The sequence below is a fragment of the Actinopolymorpha sp. B17G11 genome (assembly GCF_040196095.1).
Classification (GTDB): domain Bacteria; phylum Actinomycetota; class Actinomycetes; order Propionibacteriales; family Actinopolymorphaceae; genus Thermasporomyces.
In genome coordinates this window covers 70,149-87,535 of sequence record NZ_JBEFTW010000026.1, presented here as the reverse complement: position 1 = coordinate 87,535, position 17,387 = coordinate 70,149, and the positions used below count along the sequence as shown (strand labels likewise).

Genomic DNA, 17,387 nt, shown 5'->3' with positions numbered 1-17,387 from the left:
GCGCGGTGCGGAGCTACCGGTCATTGCCTATTCCATAGAGCTTGCGGTTGGTCGATGGTCAGGACACGAGAGATCGCGGACAGGTCCGCGATCTCTGTGCGCTCTGGTCGACCACCTCGACGGCCTCGTCGCGGTCGCGGCCGCGATCGGGTCAGCTCGGTGCCGGCAGGTCTGACGTGATCAGCGGCTCGCTGTCGGCGCAGACTAACAGGTCCTCGGCGGGTCCGACCGCGCTGTCCTCCGCCCGAGATCCCGCCCCGAGGACGTCGCTGAACTCGACCTCGGCCACGGCCAGCGGCGGGACCTCGACGTGGGAGATCAGCGGATGGAACGGCCGCTCGTCCCGCTCATCCGTGCCGAGGAGCTGTTCGTGCAGCTTCTCGCCGGGCCGCATGCCGGTGAACACGATCTCGACGTCGGCCCCAGCCATGTCGATGAGCTGGCGGGCGACGTCGACGATGCGTACGGGCTCACCCATGTCGAGCACGAGCACCTCGCCGCCGCGCCCGATCGCCGCCGACTGGATGACGAGTTGCACGGCTTCGGGGATCGTCATGAAGTAGCGGGTCACCTCGGGATGGGTCACCGTGACCGGCCCGCCGCCGGCGACCTGCCGGGCGAACGCCGTGAGCACCGAGCCGCGGCTGCCGAGGACGTTGCCGAACCGTACGCTCAGGAAGCTGCCCGAGGCGGACCCGGCGAAATGCGCGGTCAGCCGCTCGGCCAACCGCTTGCTCCGCCCCAGCACGCTGGTGGCGTCCGCGGCCTTGTCGGTGGAGATGTTGACGAAGCGTTCGACGCCGGCCTTGGCCGCGGCCTCCAGCACGTGGATCGTGCCGAGGACGTTGGTCTTGTAGCCCTCCTCCGGATACTGCTCCAGCATCGGCAGGTGCTTGAGTGCGGCGGCGTGGAAGACCACGTCGGGCCGGCGTTCGGCGAAGAGCGACACGATGCGGTCGCGGTCGCGGATGTCGGCGAGGATGACATCGCCGGTGTCGAGCAGCGCGCGTCCGCTGATCGAGAGTTGGACGGCGTGCAGCGCCGACTCGTCGCGGTCGAGCATCATCAGCTCGGCCGGTTCGAACCTGGTGAGCTGCCGGCAGAGCTCGGCACCGATCGACCCACCGGCTCCGGTGACCAGGACCCGCTTGCCCTCGAGGTAGCCGGCGATCGCCTGGATGTCGGTGTCGACCTGGTGGCGTCCGAGCAGGTCGGTCACGTCGATGTCGCGGACGTCGCGGATCGAGATGTGGCTCGGCGCGAGCAACTCGGCGAGCTCGGGGAGCACCTTGACCTCGAGGCCGCACTGGCGGGCCTCCCGAGCGACGTCGCGGTAGAGCTCGGCCTGTCCGCTGGGAACCGCCACCACGAGGACGCTGGCGTCGTGGTGCCGCGCGACCTCGGCGAGGTGGTGCCGCGTGCCGAGGACGCGTACGCCGGAGATCCGCAGGTGCCGCTTGCCCGGATCGTCGTCGATCAACCCGACCGGCAGGTAGGGGCTCGCCGGGTCGGTGAGCATCGACCGGATCAACTGCTGGCCGCCGTCACCCGCACCGAAGACGAGCGTCCTGGCACCGCTACGTGGCCGGGCGGTCCCCTCCCGCAGCCCGCGGATGACGCCACGGGTGGTGACCATCGCGAGGACCGCCGCCATCGTGCCGCCGAGCGGCACACTCAACGGAACCAGCCGGCTCGGCTGCACGGCCAGGTCGACGACCAGGACGGACGCCCCGATGATCAGCCCGCACGCCACGATCACGACGGCCTCGTCGAAACTCGCCGTGCGGTAGCCGCCCTGGTAGAGCTTGACCAGCAGGCCGACGCCCAGCTGAAGTCCACAGGCCACGGCGCAGACGGCGATCATCCCGCCGAGGTTGATCCGGTCGAGGGCGCCGTCGTAGCGGAACACCGTCGCCAGGACGAGGGAGCCCGCCCACGCGAGAAGGTCGCCAGCGACGATGCCCAGGCGCGACCACGGCACGACCGGCGCCGGACCTGCGCCACCCACGAAACCACGCTCCCCCGTGCGTCGAGACAGTACGAGTCGAGATAGCAGGATTAGGACCACAACGTTGCGATGACGGACGTTACCTGACGTCTTGCGAAGCATGTCAGGTCTTGCCCGTGCCACACTCGGTGCCGACGAATGCGCAGCAGCCGGCGGTCGGGCCACGGGGTGTCGGGCGTAACTCGCGTGTTCGCGCTCTGTCCCCGAAAGACCCCAGGAAGGTTGCTCCCCGTGGAGCTGCGCGACTATCTCAGGCTCGTCCGCAAGCAGTGGATGCTCATCATCTGCTGCACAACCGTCACCGTCGGCATCGCAGCGCTCGTGGTCCTTCGGACGACGCCGACCTACGCCTCACAGACCACGCTGTTCCTCAGCGTGACCCAGAGCGACAACACCCCCGCGGGGGCGTACCAAGGTGGGCTCTTCTCCCAGCAGCGGGCCGCCTCCTACGCCGACCTCGTGCGCGGGGAGGCCGTCACCCGCGCCGTGGTCCAGGACCTCGGGCTCTCGATGTCACCGGCCACGCTCGGCGGCAAGATCGGGGCGCGGGTCCTTCCCGAGACGGTGCTCCTCGAGATCACCGTCACCGACACCGACCCCGCCCGGTCGCAGCGACTCACCAGCGCGGTGGCCGAGGAGTTCAAGACGTTCGTTCAGGAGCTCGAACGTCCAAGCCCCGACCAGCCCTCGCCGATCCGGGCGACAACGATCGACACGCCCACACTGCCGGGTGCGCCGGTGACGCCGAACCCGAGCCGGACGATCAGTCTCGGCCTACTCGCCGGGCTCGTCCTCGGCATGGGGATCGCCGTCCTCCGCGAGGTGCTCGACACGAGCGTCAAGTCCGCCGAGGCGCTGACCGCCCGGACGGGTGCACCGAACCTCGGCGTCATCGCCCACGACGCCGACGCGCAGACCAACCCGCTGGTCGTCCACATCGAACCGCGATCACCTCGGGCGGAGGCGTTCCGGCAGCTGCGGACCAACCTGCAGTTCGTCGACGTCGATCGACACCCGAAGCGGATCGTCGTGACGAGTTCGGTGCCGTCCGAGGGCAAGACCACGACCACGTGCAACCTCGGTCTGACGCTCGCGCAGGCCGGTCAGCGGGTCATGCTGGTCGAGGGTGACATCCGCCGGCCGCGGCTGGCGGAGTACCTCGGCCTCGAGGGCGGCGTCGGCCTCACCAACATCCTCATCGGCCGGGTCTCCCCGGACAACGCGATCCAGCCGTGGGGCGACATCCCGTTACAGGTGCTCGCCAGCGGGCCGCTGCCGCCGAACCCGAGCGAGCTGCTGCAGTCGCGGGCGATGCAACACCTGCTGCGCGAACTCGACGACCGCGCGGACGTCGTCCTCATCGACGCGCCGCCGCTACTGCCGGTCACCGACGCCGCGCTCCTGGCCCGGATGTCAGACGGTGCGGTCCTCGTCGTACGCCATGGCAAGACGGGAACGGACCAGCTCGAGACGGCGATCGGCAACCTCGCCAAGGTCGACGCCCGGCTGCTCGGTTCGGTGCTCAACATGGCGCCGTCGCGAGGGCCGGACGCGATGACGTACGGCTACGGCTACGGCTACGGCGTCGAGGGCGGGCGGCGGCGGTCGCGAGCGCCCGGCGAGACCGTCGGCGTCACCTGACCTGTCCGGATCACGCCGGCCGGCTCGCCCACGTACGACCGCCGTCGCCGCTGAACCACAACGCCTCACCGACGCCGAGGTACGCACGGTCGCCGTCGGCGGTGATGTCGGGGAGACCGCCGGCCGTCGTCTCGACACACGCACGCGGCTTCCAGGACGCTCCGGAATCGGTCGACGCATGGACGGAGATCCCCGCACACGACCGGTTCCCCGCCACCGCGGCGAGGCCGGTCGTCGCGGAGACGAAGTCCAGGTCGACCGCGCCGGGCATCTCACCCCGGTCGCTCCACGACGCCCCGCCATCGACGGTCCGCAGCAGCACTGGCGCCGCGCCCTCCCTCCCACACAAGACGTACGCCTGGTCGCGGGACAACGTGCTGTAGCCCAGCACCTTCAGCCGTCGCGGGCAGGGGACGTCGACGTCACCGGTCGGCGCGTGGATGCGGGCGCCGGCCACGGGGAGGCGGTGCCAGCTCCCGTCCGAGCCGTTGGAGGGGGTCCACGTCCCGCCACCATCGGTCGTCGTGAAGGTCGTCAGCGTCGCGCAGTCGGCGCCGGCGGCGACGACCCAGGCTTGTTCCGCGTCGACCGAGGCCACCCGCAGGACGACCGCCGCGGCCGGCACGCTCGCCCGCTGGAACGACTCGCCGCCGTCGCGGGACAGTTCGATCGTCGCGCCGCCTGTGCCACACGCCCCGGTCGCCGCCCGCGCCACGGCACCCGCTGCCCCGATGTCGACGAGGACCCGCGGCGCACCCGGATCGAGCGCGGGTCGGACGGTCGCCCCCGGGCCACCGGTCGCCCTCGGACTGCCAGCGGGGTCCGCACCCGGCGTGGACGAGTGGCTCGCTGTCGGCGCGGGCGTCGCCACGATGCCGGTCATTGCCGGCGAGCCCGCGTGGGTGTGGCGTACCGCGAGAACGACGAGCACCACGTCGAGCGCCACCATCGCCGCCAACCCCACCGCACCGAGCATGCGCAGCCTCGACACCGAACGGCCCTCCTCGCGAGATCACCCGGCCGTAGCCCATCACCATCGACGGCGCAACGGCCGTAGGCGTTCCGCCACCAACGTTCATGCTGGTCCAAGGGCCATTGTCGTGCCTACCGGCACGTGCGGCTTGGGTAGCCTGTGCTGCCGGCGCGCCGCGCCATCGCGGCCGTGCGGTGGCGACGTCGACCAGGGACGTCGATCAGGGACTCGACCAGGGACGTCGACCAGGGACGTCGACCAGAGCCATCGACCAGGGCCATGGAGCCACCACGGCCGGGGAAGGGTTGACCCGCGGATGAAACGCGTCATGGTGGTCTACGGGACCCGTCCCGAGGCGATCAAACTGGCGCCCCTCATCTCCGCGCTGCGGTCGTCGGCCGTGGTCGAACCAGTCGTCGCCGTCACGGGACAACATCGGGAGTTGCTCCACCAGGTCCACGCCCTGTTCGGGATCACGCCAGACCACGACCTCGCGATCCTGACCGAAGGGCAGACACTCACCGACATCACCCAGCGCGCCCTCACCGGGCTCACTCCTGTCATCCGACATGTCGAGCCGGACGCCGTCGTGGTCCAGGGCGACACGACCACGTGCTTCGCGGGTGCTCTGGCTGCGTTCTACGCCCAGGTCCCCGTCGTCCACGTCGAGGCGGGCCTGCGTACGCACGACCGATACGCGCCGTTTCCCGAGGAGATGAACCGCCGGCTCACGACGCAGCTCACCCACCTGCATCTCGCCCCGACGGCCACCAACCGCGCACACCTGCTTTCCGCCGGAGTGGGTGAGGACTCCGTGGTGGTCACGGGCAACACCGTCATCGACGCGCTGATCGAGATCGCCGGCCGCCAGTTGCCGTACGCCGACCGGAAGGTGGCAGAGGTCGTCGCCTCTGGCCGCCGCGTCATCGTGGTCACCGCCCACCGGCGCGAGTCGTGGGGCGCTCCGCTGCGTTCCGCGGCCGGGGCCGTCGCCGACACCGCGCGGACGCACCGGGACATCGAGATCGTGGTCCCGCTCCACCCGAACCCCGCGGTCCGCCGGGTGGTCGAGGACGAACTGGCCGGCCGACCCAACGTCCACCTCGTCGAGCCGCTGCCGTACGCCGACTTCGCGCGGTTGCTGCGCGACTGCCACCTCGTCCTCACCGACTCCGGTGGGATCCAGGAGGAGGCGCCGAGCCTCGGCCGTCCGGTGCTCGTCCTCCGCGACACCACCGAACGGGTCGAGGCGGTCGAGGCGGGGACCGTACGCCTCGTCGGTACGGATCGCGCGACGGTGCACACCGCGCTGACTCAGCTGCTCGACGACGACCGGGCGTACGAAGCCATGGCGAGTGCGAGGAACCCCTACGGCGACGGCAAGGCGGCCGCTCGGAGTGCCGCGGCGATCGAAGACCTGCTCGGGGCGGGGATACGCCTACCAGACTTCGGTGCATAAGATCACGCGCCTACGTCGCAAAAGTGCTAATTTCTTCACGAACCGGTCACAAGCGGACACTCGGCGGGCACGCATCCCCGCCGATCGGATACGCTCTGCGCCTGACTGATCACGATACGTGTAGATTTCCACGTCTGACCACTGATCACCCTTCAAGGGGGGACGATGCAGTTAGCAACACTCGCTCGTCGAGGTACGGGGATACTCGCGTCGGTGGCCGTCGCCACCGGCACGCTCATCGCTGCGACACCTGCGCACGCGGACGATGCCCAGCCGGGCTTCGTGGCCCAGGCCTACGGCTCTTATGCGTTCACCGACGACCGACGCCTCGGCAGCGGGCCCACCGCCTACAGCGACATCGCGTGCGGCACCGCGCCCGGCGAGGTCGTCACCAACAAGACCGCACAGGTCATACTCCCCGAGCTCCTCGGCAACGCTGGCGCCCAGTCGACCTACGTCGAGTCGATCGAGACCGACACGTCGCGGACCTCGCTCGCCAACTCGCGCACCGCGAGCCTCAATCTCCTCGGTGGACTGATCAGCTCCGGCGTGATCAAGTCCGAGACCCGGACGACCTGGGACGGCTCCGGCTTCAGTGCCGAGGGAACCTCGTCGCTCGCCGACCTCAGGATCCTCGGCCTGCGGGTCGCGGCCGATCCGGCGCCCAACACCCGGATCGACCTCTCCCTGCCGCTGCTGGGTGACGTCGGATACGTCGAACTCAACCGGCAGATCCAGCGCCCGGTCGACGGTGGTTTCGAAGCGATCACCACGGCATTCCACCTCGTCCTGCTGTCGGACAACCCGTGGCTGCCAGGCAAGGGTCTGCACGTGTGGCTGGGCAACTCCAAGGCCGCGCTGACCGCGCCGTCGGTCGGCTTCCTCAAGGGGCAGGGCTTCGCCTCCAGGATCACCCTGGCCAACGGAGCGGTGAACTCCGGCGCGACTGCGTTGGCCAAGGTCGCCTGCACCGGCGGTAGGGACGTGAACTCCGCAGCCACGGTCGACCTGCCCGACATCGCCAAGGCCGGCGCGGCCAAGACGGACGCGATCGGCGAGACGACCGCCACCGATGCCAGCAGCAAGGTGGGACAGCGGATCACCTCGATCGAGGCCCTCGGCGGCCTGATCAGGGCCGATGCCCTCGTGGCAGCGGCCACGGCCACGCGTAGTAACGGTGGTCCGATCACCCTGACCGACTCGGGCACGCGGTTCGTCGGCCTGACGGTCGCCGGGCACCCGTTGGCCACCCTGGGCGTGGCACCCAACACCAAGATCTCGCTGCTCGACGGGGCTGCCGAGGTTACACTCCGCAAGGTCAGGCGCGACGCCCGCACGATCGAGGTCACCATGATCGAGATCGTGGTCAAGGACGGCACCCTCGGCCTGCCGATCGGCTCCAAGGTCGAGATCGGCCGGGCCTACGCGGGGATCACACCGGCTAGCTGATCCGCGCTCGAGGCGCCACTACCATCGACGCCTCACCTGACAAAATCCCGAACGAGGGGTGGTGCTCCGGCACCGCCCCTCGTTCGCGTTTCCACGGAACGCGAACGACCAGGCATGCGCGCGACGCAGCGTCCGGCACCTCAGGTGCGGTGGTGGGGACGACAGCAGCGTCCGGCAGCTCAGCCGCGGAGCTGGGGACGGACATGCAAGCCGGCATCGGGAGGTACGACGACCTCCTGGGCCGCGGCGACCCCATCGGCCAAGAGGTCGGCGTCGACGGGGACGTTGCGGCGGATCAGAGCGAGTGCCACCGGCCCCATCTCGAAGTGTCGCGCACTACTCGTCACGAACCCGACCGCCCGATCCTCGTGGGTGACCGGTGCCCCGTGGCCTGGGAGCCGATCGACCGAGCCGTCGAGATGCAGGAACACCAGCCGGCGGGGCGGGCGGCCGAGGGTGTGCACACGCGCCACCGTCTCCTGCCCGCGGTAGCAACCCTTGTCGAGGTGGACGGCGGTGCCCAGCCAGCCCACCTCGTTGGGGATCGTGCGATGGTCGGTCTCGAATCCCGCCCTTGGCAGGTGGGCTGCGATCCGCAGCGCTTCGTACGCCCAGAGGCCAGCCGGCCGATCCGGGCTCGCCGCGGTGTCCGCCCCCATGACACTCCCAGCGGTCTCTGCCAGCTTCGAGCGTGGGACGAAGATCTCCCGGCCGCCGAGCGAATCCGCGCCCTGCCGGGTGAGCTGGTCCGTCGCTCCGTCAGCCGTCGGCTCCCACCGGATCGCGTACTCCGCAGACAGGTCGCTCACCTCGACCCGCATCAGGAAGCGCATCGACTCCAGGAACGCGACCACCTGCGGTGCCGTGCCAGGCTCGACGTGCATCCACACCGCCTCGCCGTCGTCGACCATGGCCAACGCGTGCTCGACATGGCCGTGCGGCGAGAGGAGAAGCGCACTCGCCGATTCGCCCGGAGCGAGATGCTCGACATCCTGCGTGGTGAGGGCATGCAACCAGGACAGCCGGTCAGGGCCGGCGACCCGGACCACACCCCGGTGGGAAAGGTCGACGAAACCCAAGCGGTCGACGGCGAGGCGGCGTTGTTCGCGCATCGGGTCGCCGTAGTGGGCCGCGACGCCGCTGTCCGGCGGGTCGGCGGCAACGGCTCCCGCGAGACCGAGGAGTGGGCTGGCATAAGCGTCGGTATCGGTGGCAGTCACGCCTTCGAGATTACGGGCTCCGAGCCGAGCCGGGGTGCCACCGCCGCCTGCGTCCCAGGCGACAACCCGCTGAGGGCAGTCCAGCCCGGTCATTTCGAACAGTTCGTACAGGAGCCGAAGATCGCGAGATGGCGTACGTCCATGGTGAAGCCGTGGCGTTCGCGGAGCCCGTCCGACAGCGGCTCGATCTCCGCCGACGCCACCTCGATCACCCGACCGCACGAACGGCAGACCAGGTGGGCGTGGTCAGGCGTACTGATCGCGTGGTAAGTCGGCGCCCGGTCGCCCAGGTGTGCGTGGCTTACGAGCTGGAGCTCCTCCAGCAGTTCGAGCGTGCGGTAGATCGTCGACATGTTGACGCCGCTGGCCTTCTGCCGGACGACGGTGAGGATCTTCTCCGGCGTCGCGTGGCCCAGCTCCTCGACCGCCTCGAGCACGAGTTGCCGCTGCGGGGTCAGCCGAAATCCCCTGGCCCGCAGCTCCTCGTGCAGGTCGGAGCCGCCAGGAAGGTCGCCATGCGGTCGGTCACCCATCGGCAGAAATTCTAGGCCGTGTCCACCGGCCGATGTGATCATGCCGGTCGCGCCCCTACGAGCAGCACGTACGAATGTCAGGAAACGGGCGCAGCCCGCTCGAGCCGACCCCACAGGTGGGACTGCATACCTTCGCCGACCGCCGCCATGTCGAAGGCCCACAGCAGCGCACCGTCGACCAGGCCGTACAGGCGGCGCCCCGCGTCGTACTCCTTGGCCGTCGCCGTCCGCGCCACCAGATCGGTCGCAAGCTCGATCTTGGCTCCGTCGATCTGGCCGTACCACACCTCGGCCACACCGGTGGGGTGTGCGAGGACGACCTCGAGCCCGCCGTCAGGCTGGGGACGCCAGAAACCGGTCTCCATCGCCAGCGGACGGACCGCGGTGCCTTCGGAGTCGAGCAACCAGGAGCGACTCGTGTAGTAGAGGAATGGCTTTCCGTTGTGGCTGAAGACCACTTCGTGGCCGAACTCGAACGGCTCGATGGTGGAATAGTCGCCGTGCCCACGCCCCTCCCAACGGCCGAGCAGGAAGGCGAGCGGTACGCAGTCCGGGTGCAGGTCGGGCGGGATCTCGAATGGCGTCGGCGTTGCCATGATGATCAGGCTCTGGCTCCGGTGTCGGTGGTGCTCTCGATCCGTGCGCTGGCGGTACTTCCGCTGACGTTCCGTGTCCGACCGGTTCGTCCGCCGCTGGCTCCTCTGCCGCTGCCCCCACTTCGGGCGGTTCCGGACGCGACGGCGCGGGTCGCCGCCGGTCCGCGCTCAGGCCGGCGGACCAGCCGGAACAAAACGAAGATTCCGGCGACTCCGATGGCCAGCACGGCCAGGATGAGCAGTCCGGCGAACACCGATTCGATCACGATCCAGGAGTTTAGTTGCGCCCCGGCGGCCGACCGGCGACGCCCCGGCGGCCGACCGGCGACGCCCCGCCATGTGTCAGACAGTGAACCCGCGGGCGCGCGTGACCGTACATCCTGCGTAATGTTCGCCTATCGCGATCATGACGCTGGGTCGCCGGTGCCCTGCGTACGATGTGGTACGACAAGCTCGCCTGAGCCCTCGACCGTGGGGGAGCAGCATTCGTCGCAGGATCAGCGGGGATGTGCGTGGCAACCCGTAGCCCGCCATGCGGCAACCTCGTTGGTTCACGGCACGTCAGTACCAACTGAATCACGGTGAACTGACCGACGGCCGACTGACCACTGTGAAGTGACCGACTGTCTGGACAGCGCAGGGCTGCCGCCCGCGGCACACGGTACGAGGACGCAAGGAAGCCATGAGCTATTACCGCGCCGATGATGAGTTGCGCTCGATCAACCTGCGCGAGGACGATGACTCGCGAGGGCCACGCGGAGATCGCCGCAAGAAGAAGACCCGCACGAAGACGGTTCTCCTGGTCCTGCTCTCCCTGCTGCTCATGCTCAGCGGAGGGATTGTCCTCACCGGCTACATGCTGTCGGAAAAGTTCGGCGGCCAGATCGACCGGTTCTCCGCGTTCTCCCAGCTCCCGGAGAAACTCCGCCCGAAGAAGCCCACGGGCGCGGGGGCCGATGCCGTCAACATTCTGCTCGCCGGCAGCGACGCGCGCACCGACGACGACTCCGGTACGACCGGCCAGGGCAAGGGTGACGCCTGGAAGAGCGGCGGCCAGCGCAGCGACACGATCATGATTCTGCACATCACCGGCGACCGGAAGAGCGCCTACCTGATCTCGCTCCCCCGTGACTCCTGGGTGGAGATTCCGGGACGAGGAAACAACAAGATCAACGCCGCGTACTCCTTCGGTGGCCCTCCGCTCTACATCCAGACCGTCGAGAAGCTCACCGGGCTACGCATCGACCATCTCGCCGTGATCGACTGGGCCGGATTCAAGGCACTCACCGACGCCCTCGGCGGCGTCCAGATGACGTTCGACGACGACACGCGCTTCGCCAGCGGGAAGTACTACAACGCCGGCACGCACACCCTCAGCGGCGAAGAGGCCCTCGACTACGTACGTGAGCGCAAGACGCTGCAGCGTGGCGACTTCGACCGGATGGCGCGACAGCAGAACTTCCTCCGCTCGCTGATGCGTCAGACCCTCTCCAACGGCACGATCAGCAACCCGTTGAAACTGGGCCGCGCACTCGACGCGATCACGCAGAACCTCTCCGTCGACGAGGAGTTCACGACCAAGGCGATGCGCGACCTGGCTCTCGACATGCGAAGCCTGCGGGCAAGCAGCGTGACCTTCATGACCGCCCCCACCAAGGGCACCGGCATGGAAGGCAGCCAGTCGGTTGTCTACCTCGACGACGCGAAGGGCGCCGCGCTGTGGAAGGCCGTCCGGGCGGACAGGATCGGCCCCTGGCTGCAGAAGAACGGCTCACAGGAAGATGTCCTGGGCGACGAAGTCCGCTAACTGATCGGCGCCCGGCATCCACGCTGTCGGCGTTGTCCTCCTCGCCGATACGAACCCCAGTATCGGCTTTGTCGTCCGCCTTGCCAGCGCGGCCCCGGGCGCCGATCAGCGTGTCAGATCTTTCAGTCAACTTGTGCGCGCCTAACCTCAGTACGCGCCGTCGCGGCTGAGGACGGCGCCCACGGTCTTGGCGAGGATCACCAGATCGGCTGACAGTGACCAGTTCTCGACGTAGTAGAGGTCGAGGCGTACGGAGTCGTCCCAGGACAGGTTCGACCGACCCGACACCTGCCAGAGGCCGGTGATCCCGGGGCGTACGAGCAGCCGGCGGCGGACGTCCTCGCCGTACTGCTCCACCTCTCTCGGCAGCGGCGGCCGCGGACCGACCAGACTCATCTCGCCGCGCAGGACATTGAACACCTGCGGCAACTCATCGAGGGACAGCTTGCGGATCACCCTGCCCACCCGGGTGATCCGCGGATCGTTGCGAATCTTGAAGAGCACACCGTCGTGCTGGTTGTCGGCGTGGAGTTCGGCGAGACGTTGCTCGGCGTCGACCACCATCGAACGGAACTTGAAGCACGGGAACTCCTTGCCGTGCACCCCCACCCGTGTCTGCCGGAGGAACACCGGACCGCGGTCGTCGAGTTTGATGGCGATGGCGATCAGCACCAGGAGTGGAGCGGCCAGGATGGCGAGCAGGACGGCCGCCACCCAGTCGAAGATGTTCTTGACGATCCGGCGGGCGCCCTTGAACTCGGGCTCCTCCACGTGCAGCAGTGGCAGACCGGCAACCGGCCGGACGTGGATGCGTGGACCGGCGACGTCGGTCAGGCTGGGTACGACGACGAGATCGACACCGGAGCCCTCCAGAGACCACGACAGCCGGCGTAGCAGCCGGGACGACCGCCCGGGGAGGGCACTCACGACCACCGTGTCGATGCCGCCGCGTTCGACGGCCTCCCGTACCTCGTCGAGGTAGCCCAGGATCGGCAGACCCTGGTCGGCCACCTCGTCCCCGGGATCCTTCGACAACCGCGGAAGGCAGGCGCCGACCACGGCGAAACCCATGTGCGGCTCCCGCTTGATGACCTCGAGGAGTTCGGCCACACCGGCCGGCATGCCGACGAGGAGTACGCGATGGACGAGGCGGTCCCGGCGATGGAGCGCATGGAGCACCTTGCGTGCGCCGAATCTGCCGAGCAGCACGACCATGGTGCCGAGGGGGAACGCCGTCGCGAGAAACCCGCGGGACAACTCGATCTTACCGAGGTAGCACACGATCGCCACCAGGCCAGCCGCCAGCACGCTGCTCGAGAGGACGAGCTTGTACTCGTCGGTGCCCGATCCGAACGTGCGGGGCGAATAACCGCCGCGGACGGCCAGGACACCTACCCAGGCGCCGGTCAGCGCGAGGGCGACGAACGTGTAGGGAACACCGCCGAGGTTGGCTCCGCGCCACGCACCTGCGATCTCGGTCTCGACGACCCTGAAGCGTACGAGAGTAGCCGCGAGCGTCGCGGCGCCGATGAGTCCGAGGTCGAGGACCGCGACGGCGAGAGCGAACCAGCGCATGCCGCGTGCCGCCATGCCACGCGGCGGTCGCCGGTGGGCGGCGTCACCCGCCATGTCCCCGTCGCCGAGACGTGCGCCCGGCTCCTTCAGTATCGCCATTCCGCTGCGATGTCCCCCAGCGTTCGTCCTCGTCCGACCTGCGATGCGGTGGTCGGGTTGCCCAGCCCGTGCACGGCCGGATCATCGTCGAGGTCGCGGCACCGATCGGTCAAGGTGGTAGGAAACACCGTAAACCCTCCGGAGACGCCAGGCAGGTGGACGCGCTCCGGTGTGTGACGGTGCGCATTGCGTATGACGAAATGCCTGGGTACGCACGACTGTTGCGTCTGGTCGACCGATCGGGCACTGCGGGGCCGACGGCCCAGGCTCGTCCCCGGAAGCGGGGTCCGGACGGCGTATCGTCGGCGAAGGCATCCGCCGGAGAGGGGTGGCACACACGATGGCGCATCGGGCTGTCGTCACCGGTGGCGCCGGTTTCCTCGGCAGCCACCTGTGTGAGCGGCTGTTGGACGAAGGGTTCGAGGTCATCTGCCTCGACAACTTCCTCACCGGACGCCCCGACAATGTGGCTCAGCTGATCGAGCGGGACGGTTTCCGGCTCGTCCGCTGCGATGTGAGCGACTTCATCCACGTGCCCGGTCCGGTGGACGCCGTCCTGCACTTCGCGTCACCGGCCTCTCCCGTCGACTACCTCCAACTGCCCATCCACACGCTGAAGGTGGGTTCGGTCGGAACCCTGCACGCGTTGGGTCTCGCCCGCGACAAGGGGGCGCGGTTCGTTCTCGCGTCCACCTCCGAGGTCTACGGCGACCCGCTCGAGCATCCGCAGCGCGAGGAGTACTGGGGCAACGTCAATCCGGTCGGTCCGCGTGGCGTCTACGACGAGGCCAAGCGGTTCGCCGAGGCCCTCACCGTGGCCTACCGGGCGACCCACGGCCTCGACACGGCAATCGTCCGGATCTTCAACACGTTCGGCCCGCGACTACGCCCGAACGACGGCCGCGCGATCCCGACCTTCATCCGGCAGGCGTTGCGCGGCGAGCCGCTGACCGTCGCCGGTGACGGGAGCCAGACCCGGTCCATCTGCTACGTCGACGACATGGTGACGGGCATCGTCTCGATGCTGCACTCGACCCACGCCGGACCGCTGAACCTCGGCAACCCCCATGAGCTCTCCGTCCTCGCGCTGGCGCGGTGGATCCTCGAACTCGTCGGGTCGGCGTCGGACATCGAGTTCGTATCTCGCCCGGAGGACGACCCGCGGATCAGGCAACCCGACATCTCCCAGGCCCAACGGCTGCTGGGATGGGAGCCCAAGATCACCGTGGAGGACGGCCTCCGGCGCACGATCGCGTGGTTCCGCGACCACCCCGAACTGGTCTGACGGAACGCTGCTCGCCTGGCAGCCCGGCCGATCTAGTAGGTACCTAGTAGACTGCTGCCATGAGCGCGCAGCCATCCGACTCGGACGCTACGGTCACGGTCACGGAGCTGAACCAGCGGACCACAGCGGTTCTTCGTCGGGTCAAAGCAGGTCATACCCTGCCCATCACCGAGCGCGGAAAGATCGTGGCATTTCTGACCCCGCCGCCACCGACCGTCACCGGTAACCCGACCATCGACCGATGGATCGCCGAGGGCCGCCTCACGCCCCAGGCAGTTCCAGGAACGATCCTCGACCTGTTGCCGATGCCAGAGCCGAGCGAGGACGGGTCCAGTCTTTCTGCCGAGATCGTCGCCGAACGCGACCGGGCAGCGGGCGACGAGTGATCTACCTGGACACCTCCGCCGCGGCAAAGCTCGTCCACACCGAGGCCGAGTCCGCTGCCCTCACCCTCTATCTCGCCGAACGACTGACCACGCCCCTCGTGTCATCGGTGCTGCTGTATCCCGAGCTCGTCCGCGCCGTCACTCGCCACCAGCCAGCCCTGCTGCCACGCGCGGTCGCGTTGTTCCAGCGCATCATGACCGTGCCGATGTCGAGCGACATCGTGATCGACGCCGCGAGTGTCGGAACGCCACAACTTCGGACCCTCGACGCGCTGCACCTGGCCACCGCTGCCACAATCGCGCGGGGACTCGACGCCTTCCTGACCTACGACAAACGCCTGGGCGACGCCGCCGGCTCTACCGGGCTTGCGGTGGCAGCGCCAGCGTAGGTCGGGAACGGACGAGCAACCATGCAGGCGCACGTTGTCGGAGGTTCCTCGGGGTAGAGCCCCGACAAACCTCCGACAACCTTGCCGATCTGGACCGTCAAGCGGACGCGGTGAGGGCCAGCTCCACCTCGGCGACCGTGCCGAGCTTCGCTTCCACCGAACCCTCGGCGGTAACGCTCTTCGGCGCGAGCGCCCGCACCGTCCACGTGCCCGGCGCGGCGAAGAACCGGAACACGCCGTCATCGCCGGTGGGCACCTCGGCGGTGAACTCGCCCGACCCGTCGAGCAGGCGTACGTACGCCCCCTTGACGGGCTGCGCGTCACGCCGCACGACGCCCTGGATCACCGCTTCCTTCGCCAGGTTGACCCCGGCGAGAGCGGCACCGCCCACCGGCGCGCCGCAACTGTCGTTGGCACTCATGAAGCCTCCCCAGGCTGGTCGCCGAGCGAGACGGGCACGCCGACCAGCGAGCCGTACTCCGTCCAGCTTCCGTCGTAGTTCTTCACGTTGGCCTGGCCGAGCAGCTCGTGCAGCACGAACCAGGTGTGCGAGCTGCGCTCGCCGATCCGGCAGTAGGCGATGGTGTCCTTGCCGAAGTCGACACCGGCCTCGCCGTAGATCTCCTTCAGCTCGTCCTCGGACCTGAACGTGCCGTCCTCGTTGGCCGCCTTGCTCCACGGCACGTTCACCGCGGTCGGGATGTGCCCGGCCCGCTGAGCCTGCTCCTGCGGCAGGTGCGCCGGGGCGAGCAGCTTGCCGGTGTACTCGTCCGGCGACCGCACGTCGACCAGGTTGCGCTGCCCGATGGCGTCGACCACCTCGTCGCGGAACGCCCGGATCGCCAGGTCGGGGTCCTTCGCGACGTACTGCGTGGCCGCCCGCGACGGCGCCTCCTCGACGAGGGCCCGGCTGTCGAGCTCCCACTTCTTCCGGCCGCCGTCGAGCAGCTTGACGTCGGCGTGGCCGTAGAGCTTGAAGTACCAGTACGCATAGGCGGCGAACCAGTTGTTGTTCCCGCCGTACAGCACGACGGTCTGGTCGTTGGCGATGCCGCGCTCGGACAGCAGCTTCTCGAACTGCTCCTTGCCCACGAAGTCGCGACGGACGTGGTCCTGCAGATCTTCCTTCCAGTCCAGCTTGATCGCGCCGGAGATGTGGCCCTTGTCGTAGGCGCTGGTGTCCTCGTCGACCTCGACGACGACGACCTTCGGATCGTCCAGGCGCTCTTCCACCCAGTCAGCGGAAACCAGGGACGTGTCACGGCTCATGCGGAAGCCTCCTTGCTTGGTGATTGGTGAGTGAGTGCCGACAGGGCGCGGCGACCGAGCAGGTATGCCTCGCAGCCGAGGCAGAGCCCGAATGCCGCGTTGAGGAACGCGGCGATGAGTGCGAGACCGGTGGCGACGGCGCCCAGTGTCGTCGCTCCGGACAGGTAGCCCACGATGCCCAGGACGGCGAACGCCAGCCCGACTCCCTGGGCGAACCGCGGTGGCGCCTCCGCCTCCAGTTCGGCCGGCGGGCCCAGCCGGGGCCGGACGAGCCGCGCGAAGATCAGTCCGTACGGAGACCGCCGCAGCCCGAACGCCACGCCCACCGCGAAGACGACCGCCTGGAGGGCCAGGAGCCAGGAACTGTCCGTGACGAGGACGATCGCCAGGACCACCGCGGTCACGGCGGCGGCGAACCGGAGCCCGCGCGGGTCGAGGACCGCGGCCGGCTGGCCGGTTGACCCGTGCGGGGTGGATGTTGTCGAGGTTGACATCGGCGACGGCTGAGGTCTCTGGTCCGATTCCGACATGGCTACAACGCTCCTGTGGCGAGGCGGAGGCCGGGATGAGGGAGCGGAGAATCCACGCGGGGATCCCGCTCAGGACGGCGCCACTCTGCGAACGCTCGACGCATCCGACGGATGCGGGGCAGAGACGGACTAACGCCGTCCGATCAGGACGTACGACACAGACAGGTC

At 68.9% G+C, this 17,387-nt stretch carries 17 protein-coding genes; 7 read left to right on the top strand and 10 right to left on the bottom strand.

The features are described from left to right. Window positions 1–151: 151 nt before the first annotated feature. Entirely contained in the window at window positions 152–2,008 is a 1,857-nt protein-coding gene (locus ABN028_RS23960) for a polysaccharide biosynthesis protein (RefSeq protein ID WP_349698172.1), read from the bottom strand. 231 nt (window positions 2,009–2,239) lie between these two features. On the opposite strand from ABN028_RS23960, the gene ABN028_RS23955 reads away from it, so the two are divergent. Continuing rightward, window positions 2,240–3,649 (top strand): tyrosine-protein kinase domain-containing protein, encoded by a 1,410-nt coding sequence (locus ABN028_RS23955; RefSeq protein ID WP_349330145.1) that lies wholly within the window; start codon window positions 2,240–2,242, stop codon window positions 3,647–3,649. A 10-nt stretch (window positions 3,650–3,659) separates the two neighbouring features. Here the strand turns inward: ABN028_RS23955 and ABN028_RS23950 are convergent, their stop codons facing one another. Next, window positions 3,660–4,640 carry a WD40/YVTN/BNR-like repeat-containing protein gene (locus tag ABN028_RS23950; RefSeq protein ID WP_349698171.1) on the bottom strand — a complete coding sequence of 327 codons (981 nt, stop codon included), beginning with the start codon at window positions 4,638–4,640 and terminating at the stop codon, window positions 3,660–3,662. 298 nt (window positions 4,641–4,938) lie between these two features. Here ABN028_RS23950 and wecB point away from each other — a divergent pair, with 298 nt between their 5' ends. Together wecB and ABN028_RS23940 are read left to right on the top strand one after the other, a co-directional pair. Continuing rightward, the gene (gene wecB / locus ABN028_RS23945) at window positions 4,939–6,081 is read left to right on the top strand and encodes a non-hydrolyzing UDP-N-acetylglucosamine 2-epimerase (protein ID WP_349698170.1); all 1,143 of its coding nucleotides are present in this window, start codon (window positions 4,939–4,941) and stop codon (window positions 6,079–6,081) included. 213 nt (window positions 6,082–6,294) lie between these two features. Continuing rightward, window positions 6,295–7,530 carry a choice-of-anchor P family protein gene (locus ABN028_RS23940; RefSeq protein WP_349330148.1) on the top strand — a complete coding sequence of 412 codons (1,236 nt, stop codon included), beginning with the start codon at window positions 6,295–6,297 and terminating at the stop codon, window positions 7,528–7,530. Window positions 7,531–7,709: 179 nt separating this feature from the next. Here the strand turns inward: ABN028_RS23940 and ygfZ are convergent, their stop codons facing one another. From ygfZ to ABN028_RS23920, 4 genes are all read right to left on the bottom strand, one after another. Further along, on the bottom strand, window positions 7,710–8,750 hold the full coding sequence (gene ygfZ, locus ABN028_RS23935; RefSeq protein ID WP_349330149.1) for a CAF17-like 4Fe-4S cluster assembly/insertion protein YgfZ: 1,041 nt from the start codon (window positions 8,748–8,750) through the stop codon (window positions 7,710–7,712). An 89-nt stretch (window positions 8,751–8,839) separates the two neighbouring features. Continuing rightward, a complete protein-coding gene (locus tag ABN028_RS23930; RefSeq protein ID WP_349330150.1) occupies window positions 8,840–9,283 on the bottom strand; it encodes a Fur family transcriptional regulator in 444 nt (147 codons plus the stop codon). Between the two features lie 77 nt (window positions 9,284–9,360). Beyond that, window positions 9,361–9,879 (bottom strand): heme-binding beta-barrel domain-containing protein, encoded by a 519-nt coding sequence (locus ABN028_RS23925; RefSeq protein WP_349330151.1) that lies wholly within the window; start codon window positions 9,877–9,879, stop codon window positions 9,361–9,363. A 5-nt stretch (window positions 9,880–9,884) separates the two neighbouring features. After that, on the bottom strand, window positions 9,885–10,145 hold the full coding sequence (locus tag ABN028_RS23920) for a hypothetical protein (RefSeq protein ID WP_349330152.1): 261 nt from the start codon (window positions 10,143–10,145) through the stop codon (window positions 9,885–9,887). Window positions 10,146–10,561: 416 nt separating this feature from the next. Between ABN028_RS23920 and ABN028_RS23915 the strand changes: the two genes are divergently transcribed. Further along, a complete protein-coding gene (locus ABN028_RS23915; RefSeq protein ID WP_349698169.1) occupies window positions 10,562–11,686 on the top strand; it encodes an LCP family protein in 1,125 nt (374 codons plus the stop codon). 147 nt (window positions 11,687–11,833) lie between these two features. Here ABN028_RS23915 and ABN028_RS23910 read toward each other — a convergent pair whose 3' ends face one another. Continuing rightward, window positions 11,834–13,360, bottom strand: coding sequence for a sugar transferase (locus ABN028_RS23910; RefSeq protein WP_349330154.1), 1,527 nt, complete (start codon window positions 13,358–13,360; stop codon window positions 11,834–11,836). Window positions 13,361–13,700: 340 nt separating this feature from the next. Between ABN028_RS23910 and ABN028_RS23905 the strand changes: the two genes are divergently transcribed. The 3 genes from ABN028_RS23905 to ABN028_RS23895 are packed head-to-tail and all read left to right on the top strand — an operon-like array spanning window position 13,701 to window position 15,420. After that, entirely contained in the window at window positions 13,701–14,645 is a 945-nt protein-coding gene (locus tag ABN028_RS23905) for a UDP-glucuronic acid decarboxylase family protein (protein ID WP_349698168.1), read from the top strand. A gap of 59 nt (window positions 14,646–14,704) precedes the next feature. Continuing rightward, window positions 14,705–15,031 carry a type II toxin-antitoxin system Phd/YefM family antitoxin gene (locus ABN028_RS23900; protein ID WP_349330156.1) on the top strand — a complete coding sequence of 109 codons (327 nt, stop codon included), beginning with the start codon at window positions 14,705–14,707 and terminating at the stop codon, window positions 15,029–15,031. Next, the gene (locus ABN028_RS23895; RefSeq protein ID WP_349330157.1) at window positions 15,028–15,420 is read left to right on the top strand and encodes a type II toxin-antitoxin system VapC family toxin; all 393 of its coding nucleotides are present in this window, start codon (window positions 15,028–15,030) and stop codon (window positions 15,418–15,420) included. Before ABN028_RS23900 ends, ABN028_RS23895 begins: the two co-directional genes overlap by 4 nt. Window positions 15,421–15,517: 97 nt before the next feature. Here the strand turns inward: ABN028_RS23895 and ABN028_RS23890 are convergent, their stop codons facing one another. From ABN028_RS23890 to ABN028_RS23880, 3 genes are read right to left on the bottom strand one after another with little or no spacing between them, the layout of a single operon-like run. Further along, on the bottom strand, window positions 15,518–15,841 hold the full coding sequence (locus ABN028_RS23890; protein WP_349330158.1) for a DUF1416 domain-containing protein: 324 nt from the start codon (window positions 15,839–15,841) through the stop codon (window positions 15,518–15,520). Beyond that, window positions 15,838–16,689, bottom strand: a complete 852-nt coding sequence (locus ABN028_RS23885; RefSeq protein ID WP_349330159.1) for a sulfurtransferase — start codon at window positions 16,687–16,689, stop codon at window positions 15,838–15,840. Before ABN028_RS23885 ends, ABN028_RS23890 begins: the two co-directional genes overlap by 4 nt. Continuing rightward, window positions 16,686–17,183 carry a DUF4395 domain-containing protein gene (locus ABN028_RS23880; protein ID WP_349330160.1) on the bottom strand — a complete coding sequence of 166 codons (498 nt, stop codon included), beginning with the start codon at window positions 17,181–17,183 and terminating at the stop codon, window positions 16,686–16,688. The genes ABN028_RS23885 and ABN028_RS23880 overlap by 4 nt, the downstream gene beginning before the upstream one ends. Between the last annotated feature and the right edge of the window lie 204 nt (window positions 17,184–17,387).